Source organism: Polaromonas aquatica (assembly GCF_050626995.1).
In the GTDB taxonomy this organism is placed as follows: domain Bacteria; phylum Pseudomonadota; class Gammaproteobacteria; order Burkholderiales; family Burkholderiaceae_C; genus Polaromonas; species Polaromonas aquatica_A.
This window is the reverse complement of record NZ_CP192467.1, coordinates 2441990-2458062: the sequence shown is the minus strand read 5'-3', so window position 1 is coordinate 2458062 and position 16073 is coordinate 2441990. Positions and strand designations below refer to the sequence as shown.

Annotated in this window: 13 protein-coding genes; 9 read left to right on the top strand and 4 right to left on the bottom strand. The window is 63.0% G+C overall.

The window, feature by feature from the left end; all coding sequences use genetic code 11:
* The first annotated feature begins 8 nt into the window (after positions 1-8).
* Together ACQ4MS_RS11765 and ACQ4MS_RS11760 are read left to right on the top strand one after the other, a co-directional pair.
* Positions 9-1289 carry an SPFH domain-containing protein gene (locus tag ACQ4MS_RS11765; RefSeq protein WP_431094661.1) on the top strand — a complete coding sequence of 427 codons (1281 nt, stop codon included), beginning with the start codon at positions 9-11 and terminating at the stop codon, positions 1287-1289.
* Complete coding sequence (locus tag ACQ4MS_RS11760) at positions 1289-2713, top strand: hypothetical protein (RefSeq protein WP_431094657.1); 1425 nt, start codon at positions 1289-1291, stop codon at positions 2711-2713. Before ACQ4MS_RS11765 ends, ACQ4MS_RS11760 begins: the two co-directional genes overlap by 1 nt.
* Positions 2714-2742: 29 nt before the next feature.
* Here the strand turns inward: ACQ4MS_RS11760 and ACQ4MS_RS11755 are convergent, their stop codons facing one another.
* Both ACQ4MS_RS11755 and ACQ4MS_RS11750 read right to left on the bottom strand, forming a co-directional pair.
* Positions 2743-3585, bottom strand: a complete 843-nt coding sequence (locus tag ACQ4MS_RS11755) for a creatininase family protein (RefSeq protein ID WP_431094655.1) — start codon at positions 3583-3585, stop codon at positions 2743-2745.
* A gap of 189 nt (positions 3586-3774) precedes the next feature.
* Complete coding sequence (locus tag ACQ4MS_RS11750) at positions 3775-5382, bottom strand: B12-binding domain-containing radical SAM protein (protein ID WP_431094653.1); 1608 nt, start codon at positions 5380-5382, stop codon at positions 3775-3777.
* Positions 5383-5525: 143 nt separating this feature from the next.
* On the opposite strand from ACQ4MS_RS11750, the gene ACQ4MS_RS11745 reads away from it, so the two are divergent.
* From ACQ4MS_RS11745 to ACQ4MS_RS11725, 5 genes are all read left to right on the top strand, one after another.
* Positions 5526-7706: a protein-disulfide reductase DsbD family protein gene (locus tag ACQ4MS_RS11745; RefSeq protein WP_431094651.1), complete on the top strand. Its 2181-nt coding sequence runs from the start codon at positions 5526-5528 to the stop codon at positions 7704-7706.
* 34 nt (positions 7707-7740) lie between these two features.
* Positions 7741-8388 carry a thioredoxin family protein gene (locus tag ACQ4MS_RS11740; protein ID WP_431094649.1) on the top strand — a complete coding sequence of 216 codons (648 nt, stop codon included), beginning with the start codon at positions 7741-7743 and terminating at the stop codon, positions 8386-8388.
* A gap of 61 nt (positions 8389-8449) precedes the next feature.
* On the top strand, positions 8450-8902 hold the full coding sequence (locus tag ACQ4MS_RS11735; RefSeq protein WP_431094647.1) for a CoA-binding protein: 453 nt from the start codon (positions 8450-8452) through the stop codon (positions 8900-8902).
* 83 nt (positions 8903-8985) lie between these two features.
* Positions 8986-9813 carry a hypothetical protein gene (locus ACQ4MS_RS11730; protein ID WP_431094646.1) on the top strand — a complete coding sequence of 276 codons (828 nt, stop codon included), beginning with the start codon at positions 8986-8988 and terminating at the stop codon, positions 9811-9813.
* Positions 9814-9997: 184 nt separating this feature from the next.
* Complete coding sequence (locus ACQ4MS_RS11725; protein ID WP_431094644.1) at positions 9998-11326, top strand: class I SAM-dependent methyltransferase; 1329 nt, start codon at positions 9998-10000, stop codon at positions 11324-11326.
* Here ACQ4MS_RS11725 and ACQ4MS_RS11720 read toward each other — a convergent pair.
* Positions 11323-11619 (bottom strand): hypothetical protein, encoded by a 297-nt coding sequence (locus ACQ4MS_RS11720; RefSeq protein ID WP_431094642.1) that lies wholly within the window; start codon positions 11617-11619, stop codon positions 11323-11325. The genes ACQ4MS_RS11725 and ACQ4MS_RS11720 overlap by 4 nt on opposite strands.
* A gap of 269 nt (positions 11620-11888) precedes the next feature.
* Here ACQ4MS_RS11720 and ACQ4MS_RS11715 point away from each other — a divergent pair, with 269 nt between their 5' ends.
* Positions 11889-14459: an EAL domain-containing protein gene (locus ACQ4MS_RS11715; protein WP_431094640.1), complete on the top strand. Its 2571-nt coding sequence runs from the start codon at positions 11889-11891 to the stop codon at positions 14457-14459.
* On the opposite strand, the gene ACQ4MS_RS11710 is transcribed toward ACQ4MS_RS11715, so the two are convergent.
* Positions 14437-14805, bottom strand: coding sequence for an aminoacyl-tRNA synthetase (locus tag ACQ4MS_RS11710; protein WP_431094638.1), 369 nt, complete (start codon positions 14803-14805; stop codon positions 14437-14439). The genes ACQ4MS_RS11715 and ACQ4MS_RS11710 overlap by 23 nt on opposite strands.
* A gap of 113 nt (positions 14806-14918) precedes the next feature.
* Here ACQ4MS_RS11710 and hemE point away from each other — a divergent pair, with 113 nt between their 5' ends.
* Positions 14919-16028 carry a uroporphyrinogen decarboxylase gene (gene hemE, locus ACQ4MS_RS11705; protein WP_431094636.1) on the top strand — a complete coding sequence of 370 codons (1110 nt, stop codon included), beginning with the start codon at positions 14919-14921 and terminating at the stop codon, positions 16026-16028.
* Positions 16029-16073 lie beyond the last annotated feature (45 nt).

Genomic DNA, 16073 nt, shown 5'->3' with positions numbered 1-16073 from the left:
GAACCCTCATGAGCCCACGTCTTAGCCGCATCGCCCAACGTATTTCCGTCATCTTTGCCAGAGGGATGCGCAGCACCCGCCGTATCGCCGCCAACGGCGTGCTGTGCGCCGCCGGCGCCCGCGGCCTGATGATCGCCACCGCGGCCGCAGGCACGGCCGGCTACTTGCTGTGGGTGCATCCGCCCGTGGAGTCGGTTACGCGGGGCGAGGTGGCAATTCGCACCAACCAACTGACCGGCGGCGTCGATGAGTTCCGTGAAGGCTCGCTGTTGCTGCTGCCCGGCCTGCATGAAGTGCGCACCTTCTCCCTGCGCGACCAGGTCTATCGCCCAGAAGGCAGCAGCCGCGCCGACGGCCCTTCGCCCTTCCAGTCGGTCGAAGGCATGTCGCTGGGCGTGGACATCACGGTGCGTTATGCGCTGGATCCCACCAAGGTCAACGCGTTGTCGAAAAACCTGCCCGACGACATCGCCGGCCAGATCGTGCAACCCGCCGTGCAGGGCGTGATCTACAAGACCTTCACCCGCTACACCGTGCGGGAAATTTTCTCGAGCAAGCGCGCCGAGATTCAGCAGCTCATTGAAGCCGAGCTCAAACCCAAGCTGGCGGCCGACGGCATCTTGCTGCGCACGGTGCAGATGGGCAAGGTGGACCTGCCAGCCGACTACCGAAATGGCATGGACAAGTTGTTGGCTGAAGAGCTGGCCACTGAAAAAATGCGCTACACGCTGGCGCTGAAGGAAAAGCGTGTCAAAGAAACCGAGCTGGATGCCATGGCCGAAAAAATCCGCCGCGAAACCAATGCGCAAGCCGCCGCCAGTGAACAGGTGATTGCCGCCAAGGCGCAGGAAGAAGCCATGAAACACGTTCTGCCCTTCAAGCAAAAACAGATCGAGCAACGCCAGCTCGAAGCCGAGGCCGACAAGCAGTCGCGCATCCGCACCGCCGAAGGCAGCGCGCAGGCGCGGCGCATCGAGGCATCCGGCGAGGCAGATTCACGCCAGAAGCTGGCGGACGCCGAAGCCTATCGTCTTGACCGCGTGGGCAAGATCAACAGCGAGCAGATGGCGCGCGAGGGCGTGCTGATCACGCGGCATCCGCTGCTGATCCAGAAGACCATGGCCGACAAGCTCAGCGACAAGATCACCGTGATCATCGCCCCGCCCTCCACCGATGGCGGCTTTGTGGGCGCGGGCCTGCTGGGCGGCTCGCCCAAGGGCCGCACCGTGGCGCAAGCTGCCCGCAGCGCCGGCACGCAAGACACCCAAGACAACCAGGAAGCCGAATAATGATCACCACCGCACTCCTGACACTGGCCATCGTCACGCAAGACCAGGCCACTCTGCGCGCCGCACCACGTGATTCAGCCGCACAGCAAGCGGCCTTGTGGCAAGGCGATTCGCTCGAGATCCGCGGCCAGCGCATGGACTACTTGCAGGTGTATGACCACCGGCGGGAGCGCGCAGGCTTCATCCATGTGAGCCAGGTGCGCACCGTCTCGCTGCAGCCCGAAGACGCGCCGCAACTCCTGTCGGTGGTGCGTTTTCTGCGCGAAAGCCCGGGCGATGAGTCTCTGGGTATTGCGTATACGGCCGCCTACCTCAAGGCCGCGCCGGCGGAAGCGATTGGGGCGGAGCCGTTTGACGCGCTGGGCACCATGGCCGAGCGCCTGGCGCGGCGCGCCTCGATGAAACACGGCAAGGCCACCAGCGATGTGATCTCCGCGCACATGGAAGTGGCGTCTTTTTACGGCGTGACCTTCAAGGGCTATGAGCAAGGCGGCAGCATGCAGCTTTGCTACAACGGTGAGGCGTTTCGCCGCGTGCTGGCGCTGCCATCAGACCCGGAGCAGCGCACCCGTGCTGCTTTGGCCGCGACCCGCCCCGACTGCATGAGCCCCGATTTGCACCCGCAAGCACGCATGGCGCACGACCTGTGGCGCGCCGAGATGCTCGACAAAATCAGCGCCGCGCAGTTCGCGCACTTGTCAGAAGTCAGCAAAAACCGTTTGCGCCTGCGGCGCGCCGGCGTGTATGCCAGCCTCGCGTTTGAACAGGCACGCCGGGCCGATGCTCCTGTGGCAGCGGCGCAGCGCGCCCTGGCGGAACTAGCAGCGGTGAACAAATCCGAACTGACGGACAACGACCGGCAGGACTACAACGACGCAGCCATTCGCGTAGGCGCTTCACGCTGGGCCGCCGAGACCACGCTGCCCCGCTTCGCCAAACTGACCGTGGTCACCGAGCCGGGCCAAGCCGGCGAAACCTGCGTGGCGCTGTATGAGAACAAAGCCGACGGCAAACCCGGCAAGGACGCCGTAGCCAAACGCTGCACGTACGGCATTGTGTGGGCTGCTTCCGCCAGCGCCCACCCCGACGGCCAGGCCCTGGCGCTGGCGGTACAGCCGCTGGATGCCTGGCGCGAGCTGTGGGTGTTTCGCAAGAGCGCCGGGCAGTGGACGATTGAGGTGCTGCCACCCGCCAGCAACGGGCCCGAACTGGGGTATGTGGAATTTGCCGGCTGGGTGCGTGGCGCGCCGCAGATGCTGCTGGCCCGCGAAACCCGCATCGCCGGGCGCCTGCGTCGCAGCTTTGAGGTGGCGCGCATGGATACGCTGACGACTGAGAAACACGCCGGAGACGCCAGCGCGCTGGCCGCTTTTAACCGCTGGCAGGACGCCAGGTGGAAGCGCCAGACCGTGATCCTGCGCTAGGCGCGCTTGTGGAAAGCCGGCTCCACAAATCAGAAGGCTGTTTTATCGCTCAGCGTGTCGGCCGGCAGCTGGTCGATCTGCACCAGCACCTGCGCCAGGCTGCGCCCCGCGGCCTCCAGCACCGCGCGGCCCTTTTCCGCTGTGGCCGCAGCCGCATTGCCAACGGCGCCCTGCGGGTTGTAGTCCTGCATCTGCCAGGCCAGCTTGGCGCTGCGGCCGTCGCCCAGGATGCTGAATTTTTTGGCGCGATCCTGCGAGGTGGAGTGAAAGTTCTGCGCCTTGGTCATATCGACCTGCTCCGGCTTGAGCGCCAGCATCATGGAAGTTTCAATCTCGCCCGCGTGGATGCCGAAGCGGTGTTCCGTGGCGCTGAATAAATCGTTCACCGGCTTGCCGTCTTCACCCACGAGCGGCAGGTTGAACCAGTTCACGCTGTAGACCAGCATGCCCAGCCGGGCCCGCAAGTCGCGCGCCACCACGTCCAGCAGCCCGACCTGGCCGCCGTGGGAATTGAGCAGCACCAGTTTTTTGACGCCCGTCAGCGCGACGGATTCGGCCAACTCGGTCCAGAGCCGGATGACGGTTTCGGCTTTCAGCGTGAGCGTTCCGGCAAAGCGGGTGTGCTCGGGACTGAAGCCGACCGATTGCGTGGGCAAAAACAGCACCGGCTGCCCGGCTGGCAGATGCGCCAAGCAGGCCGCGACCACGCCTTCCACCAGCGTGGCATCCACATTGAGCGGCAGGTGCGGGCCGTGCTGTTCGATGGCCGCCACCGGCAGTACCGCGATACAGCGCGCCAGGTCCAGGCGTGCAAAGTCAGGGCTTTTCAGGCCGGACCAGAAGCGGGGGGGATTGGCTGCATCGAAGGTCATGGTGGGTATTTTGAGCTATCTGGCGGATTGCCGGGCCTGGTGCTTCCGGCCGATGGCGGACCGAGGCAGTTCCGGCGAGCGGACGACCCCAATCCTTGCCGGCCCACCCGAATCGCCAATGCGCATCATTTGCTATTAATTTGATAGCTTCTTACGCCCGATTTACCTGGCCAAATGACACAAACAGCTTCAAGCCGCAGCAGCAGCTCTCTGAATGGCTTCCCGATGCGCACCCACCCCGTCCTGCGAGCCCAGTTGCTGATTCACATGCCGGCCCTGCCGCTCAGCGCCCTGCCTGCCGGCACGCAATGGAGCCGCCACACGTGCGGCGCCCAGCAGGTCGGCCAGGGCGTTGGGACGCCCGCGTGCGCCGCTCGCCATGTAGTCGGCCAGCAGGGCGCTGCGCACCTCTGCGTCGGCCAGGCCTCGCACCGCGGTGAGGTGCTCAAACAGAAAATCCACCAGCTTCTCTGGCGCGAACTCATGGGTCTTACCGGTGCTGGCCCACAGCCAGTCGCTGAAATGGAGGAAGTGGCCGAATGCCGAGCCGGGCGCCAAGAGCAGCTGGAGTCCCCGCGCAAAACGCCCCGAGTTGGCCAACATTTCCCAATACCGCGCAAAACGGTTGATGCGCTGCATGGTGACAAAGTCGATGGTGGAGTTCTGCAATATCGTGTACGGCGTTTGCGGGTCATACGCCATGGCGAACTCCACCGTGTGGCGGGTGATCGGTGTGCCGCGAAGGCGCTTCAGGATTCCGAACTGGATTTCATGCGGCGCCAGCGCGTACAGGCGGTCAAAGCCCAGGGCAAAGCTTTCCAGCGTCTCACCGGGCAAGCCGAAGATCAGGTCGGCATGCACATGGGCCTGGCTTTCGTTGACCAGCCAGCGCAGGTTGTCCGCTGTCTTCGTGTTGTCCTGCTTGCGCGAAATACGCTGCTGCACTTCGGGGTTGAAGCTCTGGATACCGACTTCAAACTGCAGCGATCCCGGCGGGAATTTTGCAATCAGCAGTTTGAGCCGGTCGGGCAGGCTGTCGGGCACGACTTCAAAATGCACAAACAGGTCGGGCGCCATACGGCCCAGGAAGAACTGAAGGATGCGCACCGAATTTTCGACCTTCAGGTTGAACGTGCGGTCCACAAACTTGAAGTTGCGCGCGCCGCGCCGGTACAGCGCGTCCATTTCGGCCATGAAGCCGTCCAGGTCGAATGCCCAGGCGGTTTTGTCGAGCGAGCTCAAACAAAACTCGCACTTGAAGGGGCAGCCACGCGAGGCCTCGACATACAGCAACCGTTTGGCCAGGTCCTCACCGGTGTATTCGCTGTAAGGCAAGGCCAGTGCCTCCAGCGGCGGCTGCTCACCGGCAATCACTTTCATCAACGGTTGTGGGCCATCCAGCAAGGCACGGCAGAGCTTGGGGAAACTCACGTCGCCCCAGCCGGTGACCACGTGGTCAGCCAGGCGGCAGATTTCCTGTTCGCCCGTCTCATAACTGACCTCCGGCCCGCCGAGCACGATCTTGATGCCGGGCCTCAGGGTTTTGAGCAGGCGTACCACCTGGGTGGTTTCCACCACATTCCATATATAGACGCCGAGGCCGATGACTTCAGGATTGAGCGCCAGAAGCTCCTCGACAATCTGCATGGGCCGTTGCTGGATCACAAATTCCCGCAGCTGCGTTTGCGCGCGAAGGCCAGCGCCGCCATGCAGGTCCATATTGGCCAGCAGGTAGCGCAGGCCCAGCGACGCGTGGATGTACTTCGCGTTGAGGGTGGCGAGGACAATGCGCGGCATGACCCTATTATCGGAGCTGGCTCCGGAACCGGCTGTAATAAGCGGCAAAAGGATGCCAAACCGCCAGCAAGCCGGCCGGCGCTCCCGTTTTCCGCGAGATGCCCCAGGAACTAATATCTCCATTGCCTGCTCACACTTCCACAATGAATTCCAAGCGCTCCCTGTTTGCCTTTCTGGCTGCTACATTTTTGATAGCGGTTTGCGCAATTCCCGCGCCCGCTAATGCCCAAAACGCCTTTTCAGGCATCCTCGGAAAAAGCGGCCAGAGCACGGCTGGCGCAGTGGTCACAACGGAACAGGTCACTGCCGAGCTGCAGGCCTGGGCGCCGCAAGGCGTGGAGCCCGGCAAACCGGTCTGGGTGGGGTTGCGGCTGACACACCAGCCCGAATGGCACACCTACTGGAAAAATTCGGGCGACTCGGGTCTGCCCACACAGCTTGAATGGCAGCTGCCTGCCGGCATCACCGCCGGAGACATTGCCTGGCCGACCCCGAAAAAAATCCCCATCGGCACGCTGGCCAACTATGGCTATGAAAAAACGGTGCTGTTGCCGGTGCCGCTGACCGTGGCGCCCGGCTTTGGCGGCAACCAGCTGGATGTGAAGCTCAAGGCGGCCTGGCTGGTATGCCGCAAAGAGTGTATTCCGCAGGAGGGCGACTTTGCGCTGAGCATCCCGGTGCGAAGCTCCACCGCGTCCAGCGGCCAGCTGTTTCAGGACACGTTCGCGGCCACCCCCAAATCCCTGGCAACCGGCGCCAGCCAGGTAGAAGTCGAGGGCCAAGCGATCAAGGTCTCCCTGGCCGGCCTGCCCGCAGCCCTGCGGGGGAAAATGCTGGCCTTCTTTCCCGAGACCGGCAGCGTGATCGAGCCGGCCGCAGCCTGGCAACAAGCCTGGCAGGGCGCTGTGTGGACAGCCAGGGTGCCACTGTCAGGCCAGCGCACCGAAAGCCCGGCCAGCATGCCACTGGTCGTCGCCACTGAGAACGTCGCCTACCGCATCGACGCTCCGGTCAAAGGCCCATGGCCTGCCCCAGCCGCTGCCGCCGTGATGCCGCCGGCGCTCGAGGCGGCGCTGCGCGCCAACGCCTCGGCAGGTGCAGCACCGGCACAAACCAGCGCACCACCCGTCGGCCTGATTGCCGCGCTGCTGGGCGCGCTGCTCGGCGGGCTGATCCTGAACCTCATGCCTTGCGTGTTTCCGGTGCTGGCGATCAAGGTCGTGGGTTTTGTGCAGGTCAAGGACCAGGCAACACGCGTCACCACCGGGCTGGCCTACACCGCGGGCGTGGTGCTGTCCTTCCTGGCGCTGGGCGCGCTGCTGCTGGGCTTGCGCGCTGCGGGTGAACAACTGGGCTGGGGCTTCCAGCTGCAAAACCCGGCCGTGGTCGCGCTGCTGGCGGCGCTGTTCACCTTGCTGGGCCTGAATCTGGCGGGCTTGTTTGAATTCGGCAATGTGCTGCCGGGCAGGCTGGCAGGCTGGCAGGCGAAAAATCCTGTTGTCAATGCGTTTTTGTCGGGTGTACTGGCCACGGCAATCGCTTCGCCGTGCACCGCGCCGTTCATGGGCGCATCGCTGGGTTATGCGGTGGGCCTGCCGGCACTTGAAGCGCTGTCCGTGTTCGCAGCCATCGGCGTGGGCATGGCCTTGCCCTATCTGGCCGCCAGCGCGGTGCCGGCTGTCGCGCGTGCCTTGCCGCGCCCCGGTCCCTGGATGGCGACCTTCAAACAGTTGATGGCTTTTCCGATGTTCGCCACGGTGGCCTGGCTTGTCTGGGTGCTGGGCCAGCAAAGCGGCATCGACGGTGCGGGTGCGCTGCTGGCCCTGCTCGTGCTGATGGCGCTGGCAATCTGGGCCTTTACCCTGCGCGGCACCGCCCGCACCTTGCTGGCCACTTTCTCGGTGGCGCTGGGCGCGCTTGGCCTGTGGGCCATTGGCCCGAACATCACCCGGCCCGCGCCTGTTGTGTCGGCATCATCGGCAACCAGCGGTTGGCAGGTCTGGGAACCGGGCCGGGTTGACCAGCTCGCGGGTCAGGGGCAAAGTGTCTTCGTGGATTTCACCGCCGCCTGGTGCGTGACCTGCCAGTACAACAAGAAAACGACCCTGTCGAATGCCTCGGTACTGGCTGACATGGAAGCGAAAAACGTGGCGCTGCTGCGTGCCGACTGGACGCGGCGCGACCCGGCCGTCACCGCCGCGCTGAAACAACTGGGACGCAACGGCGTGCCGGTGTACGTGATTTACAAACCGGGCCGCGCGCCCGTGGTGCTCTCGGAAATTCTTTCGGTCGATGAAGTGAGGGCCGAACTGGCCAAGCTGTAGTTTTTCTTTTCTCTTTTTTCAAGGAGTTCAAGCCATGTCTAACCACCCCGTGAATCACCTCATGAATCGCCGTCTGTTTTCGGGGGCACTGGTGCTGACGCCCCTTGCCGCACACTTCACCGCCCACGCACAGGCGCCCGCCGCCGTGGGCCAGGCCGCGCCTGACTTCACGGCCACCGATACCGCAGGCAAATCGCACAAACTCAGCGACTACAAGGGCAAGCTGGTGGTGCTGGAATGGACCAACCCGGGCTGCCCCTTTGTGCGCAAGCACTACAGCGGCAACATGCAAGGGCTGCAAAAAGAATTCACCGGCAAGGGTGTGGTGTGGCTGTCCATCAACTCCACCGAGGCTGCCAGCGGCGACTACCTGGCGCCGGCAAAGCTGGCCGGCTGGATGACGGAAAAGCAGGGCCAGCCCACCGCCACACTGATGGATGAATCCGGCAAAGTGGGTCAGCTCTACGGGGCCAAGACCACGCCGCACATGTACATCATCAGCTCGCAGGGCCAGCTGGTGTACGCCGGCGGTATCGACAGTATTCCCTCTGCCCGCGTGGACGACATCAAGACCGCCACCAACTACGTCCGCCAGGGCCTCACTGAAGCACTGGGCGGCAAACCGCTGAGCGTGGCCTCCACACGAGCCTATGGCTGCGCCGTGAAATACAAGGACGCCTGAGAGACGGATTTCAAACGAAGCCCGACACTCAGTCCGCCAACCTCCGCGAAAGGCCCACTCCATGAGCGCTATACCCCCAGCAGAGCGCATGCCGCACATCCTGAACCATTGCCGCACCATTGCGGTGGTGGGCCTGTCCCCCAAGCCGCACCGTGCCAGCTTTGACGTGGCGCGCTACATGCAAACCAACGGCTACCGCATCATTCCGGTCAACCCAAACGCCGCAGAGGTGCTGGGTGAAAAAGCCTATTCAACGCTAACCGAGGCTGCGCAGCACGAAAAAATCGACCTTGTGAACTGTTTTCGCAATAGCGAAGATATTCCGCCCGTGGTCGATGAGGCCATCGCCATAGGCGCCAAAGCGGTATGGATGCAGCTGGGCATCAGCAACCCGGCTGCGGCGGCCAAGGCCGAGGCTGCGGGGCTGCTGGTGGTTCAGGACCACTGCATCAAGATTGATCACCGCGTGCTGCAGTCGCGCGGCCTGCTGCATACGCCGGCGGGTTCCATCTGATCCACCTGAGCGGTGGCCTGGCGGCTGCCGGCGCCCGGGAAAGCCATGCTTGCGCGGTGTCGCGCCACCGCTGAGAATGCGGCATGTCCCTGCGCCCGGCACCCACCTCATCCCCTTTTTCCTCCATCTCAACCATCCCGTCTTTCTTTCCTCCTTTTTCTCCTTTTTCTCTTTTTTCTCCTTTTCCCCTTTCCCCCCTTCTTCCTTTGTTGCTGGCCCTAGTGGTACTGGCCGGCTGCGCGGGCCCGGCGCCCACGCACAGGGGTGAGGCGCAGGTGGCACCCATGGCCCCCAGCGAGGTGGGCCAATCGGACGTCAACCGTGTGGCCACACTGGGCATGCGTGACAACATGGACAGCCTGATCCGGCTGGCAGACAAGCTCTACCGCCGCAACCCGGCTGAGTGGCGAAAAACCAGCACTGTCAGCCGCGATGCGGCCATCGCCCAGTTGCGCGTCGCCATCGACACCCGCACCCCCTGGGCTGAGCTGCAGGGCAAGCGGGACATCGCTGCGCTGTCCCTGGCCCTTGGCCCCGATTTCAGGGGTGACCGCGTGGCGGCCTTTATTTATGCCAGCGCCGATATGGTGATCACCGCCCATGGGGGCAAAACGGTGTTTTACCTGACCGACAACCTGGACGCACAATACATCTACAACGCTGCCCGCAACATCGAGATTGCCGTATGGATGCTGTCCAACCGGCGCAATGCCGCTGGTCAGCCGCTGTTGCTGGCCGACGAAATCACCGAGCGTGAGCGCAACCTGAGTTTTGAACGGGAGTTCGGCAAGGTGATCGGACGGCTGGACCTGCTGGCCTCGGTATTGACCGAAAAATACCGGCGTGCCGTGATCACCTATGTGCAAAACCTGCTGGGCGGCACTTTTTTGCAGTTCCTGCCGGTCCGGTAGGAACTGCAAAACCATGCACACCCCCTTCTCGGCTCACTTCGTGTAGCCGGATCCCCCTTGCAGGGGGCGACCGCTGTGGCCCGGCTAAGCCGGTTCCACGCCGTCACTGGGTGGGAGCAGAGTGCTCTACATGGCGCCGCGGCGTCGACAATACATATTTGCCATCCGTTTTCTGGAAGATGCCATGCCTGATAACTACCTGCCTCAAGTCAGAAGCCAATACGAGGCTCTGCCTTATCCAGCCCGAGACCCGGAAGAGGACCGCAAGCGGCTGGTGCTGACCTGGCTGGAAGACCTGCCCATGATCAATCACTACTGTTTTGCCGGAAAGCAGTCGTTTCAAAAAGGCTTCAGGGCGCTGATGGCAGGCGGCGGCACGGGGGATGCCACGATTTTCCTGGCCGAACAACTGCGGGCCGTCAACGCCGCCAATGCCCAGGTGGTGCATCTGGACATGAGTGAAGCCAGCATTGCCCTGGCAAAACGGCGCGCCGAGATTCGCGGCCTGAACAACATCACCTGGGTGCATGACTCGTTGCTGAACCTGCCGTCGCTCGATGTGGGGAAATTCGATTACATCAACTGCAGCGGCGTGCTGCACCATCTGGCGGATCCGGATCTGGGATTCAAGGCGCTGCGCAGCGTGCTCAAGGATGACGGTGCGATCGGCCTGATGGTCTACGCCACCACCGGCCGCACAGGTGTCTACCAGATGCAGGCGCTGATGCGCCTCGTCAATGACAACCCCGGCGGCGAGCCCCTGAATGAGCAGCGAAAAATCGCCAACGCCCGTGATCTCCTGGCCAGCTTGCCGGCCAGCAACTGGTTCATGCGCAGCGAAGACCTGCACCATGACCACAAGGCGGGTGACGCCGGCATCTATGACCTGCTGCTGCATTCGCAGGATCGCTCCTACACGGCCGGCGAGCTGTTTGACTGGCTGGAGGATGGATATGGCATGCACCTGGCTTTCACCGATGTGCAGCGAGGCCGTTCACCTTACCTGCCCCATATGGTGCTGGGCAGCAAACCGCCCAACATGGCCGCAGCACTGCGCAAGTTGCCGCGCCGGCGCCAACATGAAATGGCCGAACTGATGATAGGCAACATCATCACCCATTCACTGTATGCCACCCGGGACGCCAGCTGCACCGCGCCTTATGGCGACGCGCAGTACATTCCCTTTTTCTTCCACGAGCCCCTGACAGGTGAAATCGCGGCGCAGGTGTTCGGCCGCAACCGTGGGCAGCCCTTCCTGCTCCAGCATCAGCACTCCGGAGTTTCGGTCATGGTCAACCCCGGAAAATATGGACCGAAGATCCTGGCACTGATAGATGGCCGCAGAAGCTTTGGTGAAATTTTTGACCTGTTCCGCGCAAGCTGGCAAGGCAAGGCCGCCGCACCCGACAACGCAGCGCTGTTTGCTGACTTTGCAGAGTCGTTTGAGACCCTGAACGCGCTGGACCGCCTGCTGCTCAAGCACCCTGACGCGGATGCCGCTGCGGCCGGCTAGGCGGCCGAGCCAAACAGCTCCGCCGCCACCGGCAGTGCCGGCGAATGCAGATCGATCACGACCACCAGTTCGCCGCCGAACCGGCCGATACCCAGGCCGCTCATCAGCTGGGCTTCTTCTTCGGCTGATGCCATTCGCAGGAGGCATAAGACCTGCTGCTTGCCGGCATGGGCTGAGGGCAGGATATTGAGCTGGGTCACTGAGCCGAATCGGCTGCACAGATCTCGCAGTCTTGACTGCAAGGTGGCGACGTCAGGACATTGCTGCAACTGATCAAGTTCGTAATCCGTCATGTGTCCTTGCCTGGTTTGAGCGTGAGTTGGGAAGCCAGTGAATCACCCGGGGGAAGAACACCCGGGGAGAGATGCTGCAGCATGCAGGGCGGCTCTGACATTCTCGGTGAGCCAGGTCCATACTGCAGCGTAGGACAACATCCTGCGCAAGTAAGAGCTGGAACGTTTTGCAACACGATCGCTCCAACGCTTTCAAATCTCATAAAAAAAACGTGACGCAATCCATCAGCATCATCTGTTGGTGTGTTCAATGAGCAGGTAGTTATCCCGTGTCCATTTCCCTTACCGATTCCGCGTCCGGCCCCAAGGCCCTGCCCCAACCTGGCGAAAGTTCAGCGCAACCGCCCCATTCCGGTGCGAACCTCGGGCTGCTGGCAGCTCGCGCGTGCGGCACTTCCATCGGTCTTGTGGTGCGGCTTGAAAACGGCGAGCTGGTCTTCAGCACGGGCAGCGGCTTTGCCGCAGAGGAGCGCGAAGGCCTCGTCCGTTTGTGTGCCGCCACACTGGAGACACCGCCGCGCGTGCCACCGCTGCCTGCGCGCGCAGCACCCGGTATCCACTTTTACCGGGGTGTTCCGCTGGTGCGGGAAGATGGCGTGCTGCTGGGCGCTCTGGCGGTCATGGACAGGGTGCCGCGAAGCTTGAGCCCTGCGCAGGAAGAAGACCTGGCCACGCTTGCCGGACTGGTCGCAGGCCAGCTCAACCTGCAGCGGCAACACGAGGAGCGCCAGCTGCTGGATGCCGAGCTCAGCCGCGTTCGCACAGCCATGAGGCAGACCGAAGAAGACGCCCACCGGCTGGCCACGCGCCTGGGCATCACGCTTGAAAGCATTACGGAAGGTTTTTACACCCTCGATCCCCAGTGGCGTTTTACCTATCTCAACAGGGAGGGCGAGCGCTTGCTGCAAAAACCCAGCGCCAGGTTGCTGGGCAAAAGCATCTGGAAGGAGTTTCCGGGCGCGATCAACACCGCTTTTTCAGAACAGGTCAGGGCAGCCGTCGAGGGCAATTACCAGGTGGAGTTTGAAGCCCTGTACAGCCCGCTGGACATCTGGTTTGAAGTGCGCGCCTACCCGTTTCCAGACGGGCTGGCTGTATTCTTTCGGGACATCAGCGAGAGGCGCAAGGCACGCGAGCAGCTCATGCTGCTGGAGACCAGCATTTCGCGCCTGAACGACATCGTGCTCATCACCGAAGCCATGCCCACCGGAAAGCAGGGGCTGCGGATCATCTTTGCCAATCATGCATTCCAGCGGCACACAGGCTACAGCCCGGACGAGGCACTGGGCCGTTCACCGCGGATGTTGTGCGGTCCCCTGACCCAGGCCGATGAGCTGGACCGTATTCGCACGGCGTTCCTGCATGGTGAGCCGATACAGGCCGAGCTCATCACCTACAAAAAAGACGGCAGCCATTTCTGGATGGAGGTCGACATCGTGCCGGTCGCCGACGATACCGGTGTTTTCTTTACCCACTGGGTGGCTGTGGGACGCGATATCACCCGGCGCAAGGTGGCGGAAAGCGAAATCAAGCACCTGGCCTTTTACGATCCGCTGACGCAGCTGCCGAACCGCCAGCTGCTGATGGACCGGCTGGAGCACGCCCTGAGCCACAGTCCTCACCACCCACGCGAGGGTGTCCTGATGTTCATCGACCTGGACAACTTCAAGACCCTGAACGACACCATGGGCCACCAGAAGGGCGACCTGCTTTTGCAGCAGGTCGCCGCGCGCCTTGCGGCCTGTGTGAGCAAGGCCGACACGGTGGCGCGCCTGGGCGGGGACGAGTTTGTCGTCATGCTGGAGGACCTGAGTCACGACCCGCAGGAAGCCGCAGCAAAGGCCGAAGCGGTCGGCGAGCAGATTCTTGCCGCGCTCAGCGAGCCCTACCTGTTGGGGGACTATCAGCACTACAGCACCTGCAGCATCGGCATCACCTCGTTTGACCACACCCATACCAACATCGGGGACCTCCTGAAACAGGCCGACCTGGCCATGTACCAGGCCAAGATGTCCGGGCGCAATACCATCTGCTTTTTTGACCCTGTGATGCAGGCAGCGGTAACGGCCAGCGTAGCGCTGCAGTCGGACCTGCGCCGCGGCCTGCGCGAAAGCCAGTTTCTGCTGTACTACCAGCCCCAAGTCGGACGCGACGGCCGCATGACGGGTGTGGAGGCATTGCTGCGCTGGCAGCATTCCGAGCGCGGGCTGGTTCCACCCGCGGAATTCATCCCGGCGGCCGAAGAAGCCGGGCTGATCCTGCCACTGGGCCAATGGGCCCTGGAGACAGCGTGCTGGCAACTGGCCGCCTGGGCCAGGCGCCCCGAAACGGCGGCACTGAGCATCGCAGTCAACGTGAGCGTCAGGCAGTTCCGCCATCCTGAGTTTGTCGACCTTGTGATGGCCGCCCTGAAAGAAACCAGGGTCAGCCCCCACAAGCTCAAGCTGGAGCTGACTGAAAGCCTGCTTGCCGATGACATGGACATCACCATCACCAAGATGGCGAAGCTCAAGGCCATGGGTGTCACCTTATCGCTCGATGACTTCGGCATGGGATATTCCTCGCTTTCGTGCCTCAAGCGCCTGCCGCTGGACCAGCTGAAAATCGACAGGTCCTTTGTAGAAGACATCCTGCGCGACCCGAACGACGCGGCCATCGCGCGCACCATCATCGGCCTGGCGCAGAGCCTGGGGCTGGGTGTGGTCGCCGAGGGCGTTGAAACCGAGGCGCAGCGCGACTTCCTGTCACGCCACGGCTGCGAGTGCTACCAGGGTTACCTGTTTTGCAAGCCCCTGCCCATCGGCGAGCTGGAGGCTTTCATGCAATCGTTGCCGGCGTGACCTTGCCGTGCTCCAGCAGGAAGATCAATTCCTTGACGATGCCGTACATCACCGCGCGGTCCCGCGTGGGATGGTCCGCAAAGTGAACCACGGTAGATCCGACTTGCGCAAAAGTGATGCTTGCCGGCTCTGAGTCTTCGCCGTAGTTCACGGTGATCCCGTACTGGGTCATCAGGGGTCCGCAAGCCTGCCAGTCACGCGTCCATTGCGGCAGAGCCCGGTTGCTGTCCCAGAGCGTGCCCGCGCTTTCATAGCACTCCTCTATGTGCACATGGCCCAACAGCTGGGCCAGATGGCGCTCCTTGGCGATACAACTGCGGAAATACTCCTGGTCGTTCATGCGCATGAATTAGCCCCTGGAAGTTGTTCACAGGCGCAGGCATTGCCCGTGCAGCCATGGTAAATCCAGACAGGTAAAGAGGCCAGCAGGCGCTGCGTCACACCTGAGACAATTGGTGCATGTTCGCACCCCTTCAAAACGATACTTTCTTGCGCGCCTGCCTTCGCCAGGCGACCGATCACACCCCCGTCTGGCTGATGCGCCAGGCCGGCCGCTACCTGCCGGAATACCGGGCCACGCGGGCCCAGGCCGGCAGCTTCATGGGCCTGGCCACCAATACGGACTACGCCACCGAGGTCACGCTGCAACCGCTGGAGCGCTATCCGCTGGACGCCGCCATCCTGTTCAGCGACATCCTGACCGTTCCCGACGCCATGGGCTTGGGCCTGTCCTTCGCGCTGGGCGAGGGCCCGCGCTTTGCCACGCCGGTGCGCGACGAGGCGGCCGTGGCCCGGCTGGAAGTCCCGGATATGAACAAGCTGCGCTATGTGTTCGACGCCGTCACCTCCATCCGCAAGGCCCTGAACGGCCGCGTGCCGCTGATCGGCTTTTCGGGCAGTCCCTGGACGCTGGCCTGCTATATGGTCGAAGGCGCGGGCTCGGACGACTACCGCCTGGTCAAGACCATGCTGTACCAGCGCCCCGACCTGATGCACAAGATGCTGGCCGTGAATGCCGACGCGGTAGCCGTCTACCTGAACGCTCAGATCGAGGCCGGCGCCCAGGCCGTGATGATTTTCGACAGCTGGGGCGGCGTGCTGGCCGACGCGGCCTTCAAGACCTTCAGCCTGGCCTACACCGCCCGCGTGCTGGCCCAACTCAAACGCGAACATGAGGGCGTGAAAATCCCGCGCCTGGTGTTCACCAAGGGCGGAGGCCAGTGGCTGGATGCGATGGCGCAGCTGGACTGCGAAGTGCTGGGGCTGGACTGGACGGTCAACCTGGCCAAAGCGCGCGCTCTGGTGGGGGAGAACGGCCCCCACGCCAAAGCGCTGCAAGGCAACCTGGACCCCAACGTGCTGTTTGCCAACCCGGCGCAGATTGAAACCGAGGTGAAGCACGTCCTGGACAGCTTTGGCATGCCCCATACCGATGCCAACAAGACGGGGCCGACGCATATTTTCAACCTCGGACATGGCATCAGCCAGCACACACCGCCTGAAAGTGTGGAAGTGCTGGTTCGCGCAGTGCACGCTCACTCTCGCAGCATGCGCGCCGCCGGTACCTAAACTTTCCGTTTACGTCCTAAAACGCCAGCGGATGAGTGATTTCAA

Coding starts and splice junctions, on each gene's coding strand:
- ACQ4MS_RS11750 (WP_431094653.1), bottom strand. CDS start 5,382: ATGCCGCGCATTGTCCTCGCCACCCTCAACGCGAAGTACATCCACGCG.
- ACQ4MS_RS11710 (WP_431094638.1), bottom strand. CDS start 14,805: ATGCGCATGAACGACCAGGAGTATTTCCGCAGTTGTATCGCCAAGGAG.
- ACQ4MS_RS11730 (WP_431094646.1), top strand. CDS start 8,986: ATGTCCCTGCGCCCGGCACCCACCTCATCCCCTTTTTCCTCCATCTCA.
- ACQ4MS_RS11735 (WP_431094647.1), top strand. CDS start 8,450: ATGAGCGCTATACCCCCAGCAGAGCGCATGCCGCACATCCTGAACCAT.
- ACQ4MS_RS11755 (WP_431094655.1), bottom strand. CDS start 3,585: ATGACCTTCGATGCAGCCAATCCCCCCCGCTTCTGGTCCGGCCTGAAA.
- ACQ4MS_RS11765 (WP_431094661.1), top strand. CDS start 9: ATGAGCCCACGTCTTAGCCGCATCGCCCAACGTATTTCCGTCATCTTT.
- ACQ4MS_RS11745 (WP_431094651.1), top strand. CDS start 5,526: ATGAATTCCAAGCGCTCCCTGTTTGCCTTTCTGGCTGCTACATTTTTG.
- ACQ4MS_RS11720 (WP_431094642.1), bottom strand. CDS start 11,619: ATGACGGATTACGAACTTGATCAGTTGCAGCAATGTCCTGACGTCGCC.
- hemE (WP_431094636.1), top strand. CDS start 14,919: ATGTTCGCACCCCTTCAAAACGATACTTTCTTGCGCGCCTGCCTTCGC.
- ACQ4MS_RS11725 (WP_431094644.1), top strand. CDS start 9,998: ATGCCTGATAACTACCTGCCTCAAGTCAGAAGCCAATACGAGGCTCTG.
- ACQ4MS_RS11740 (WP_431094649.1), top strand. CDS start 7,741: ATGTCTAACCACCCCGTGAATCACCTCATGAATCGCCGTCTGTTTTCG.
- ACQ4MS_RS11760 (WP_431094657.1), top strand. CDS start 1,289: ATGATCACCACCGCACTCCTGACACTGGCCATCGTCACGCAAGACCAG.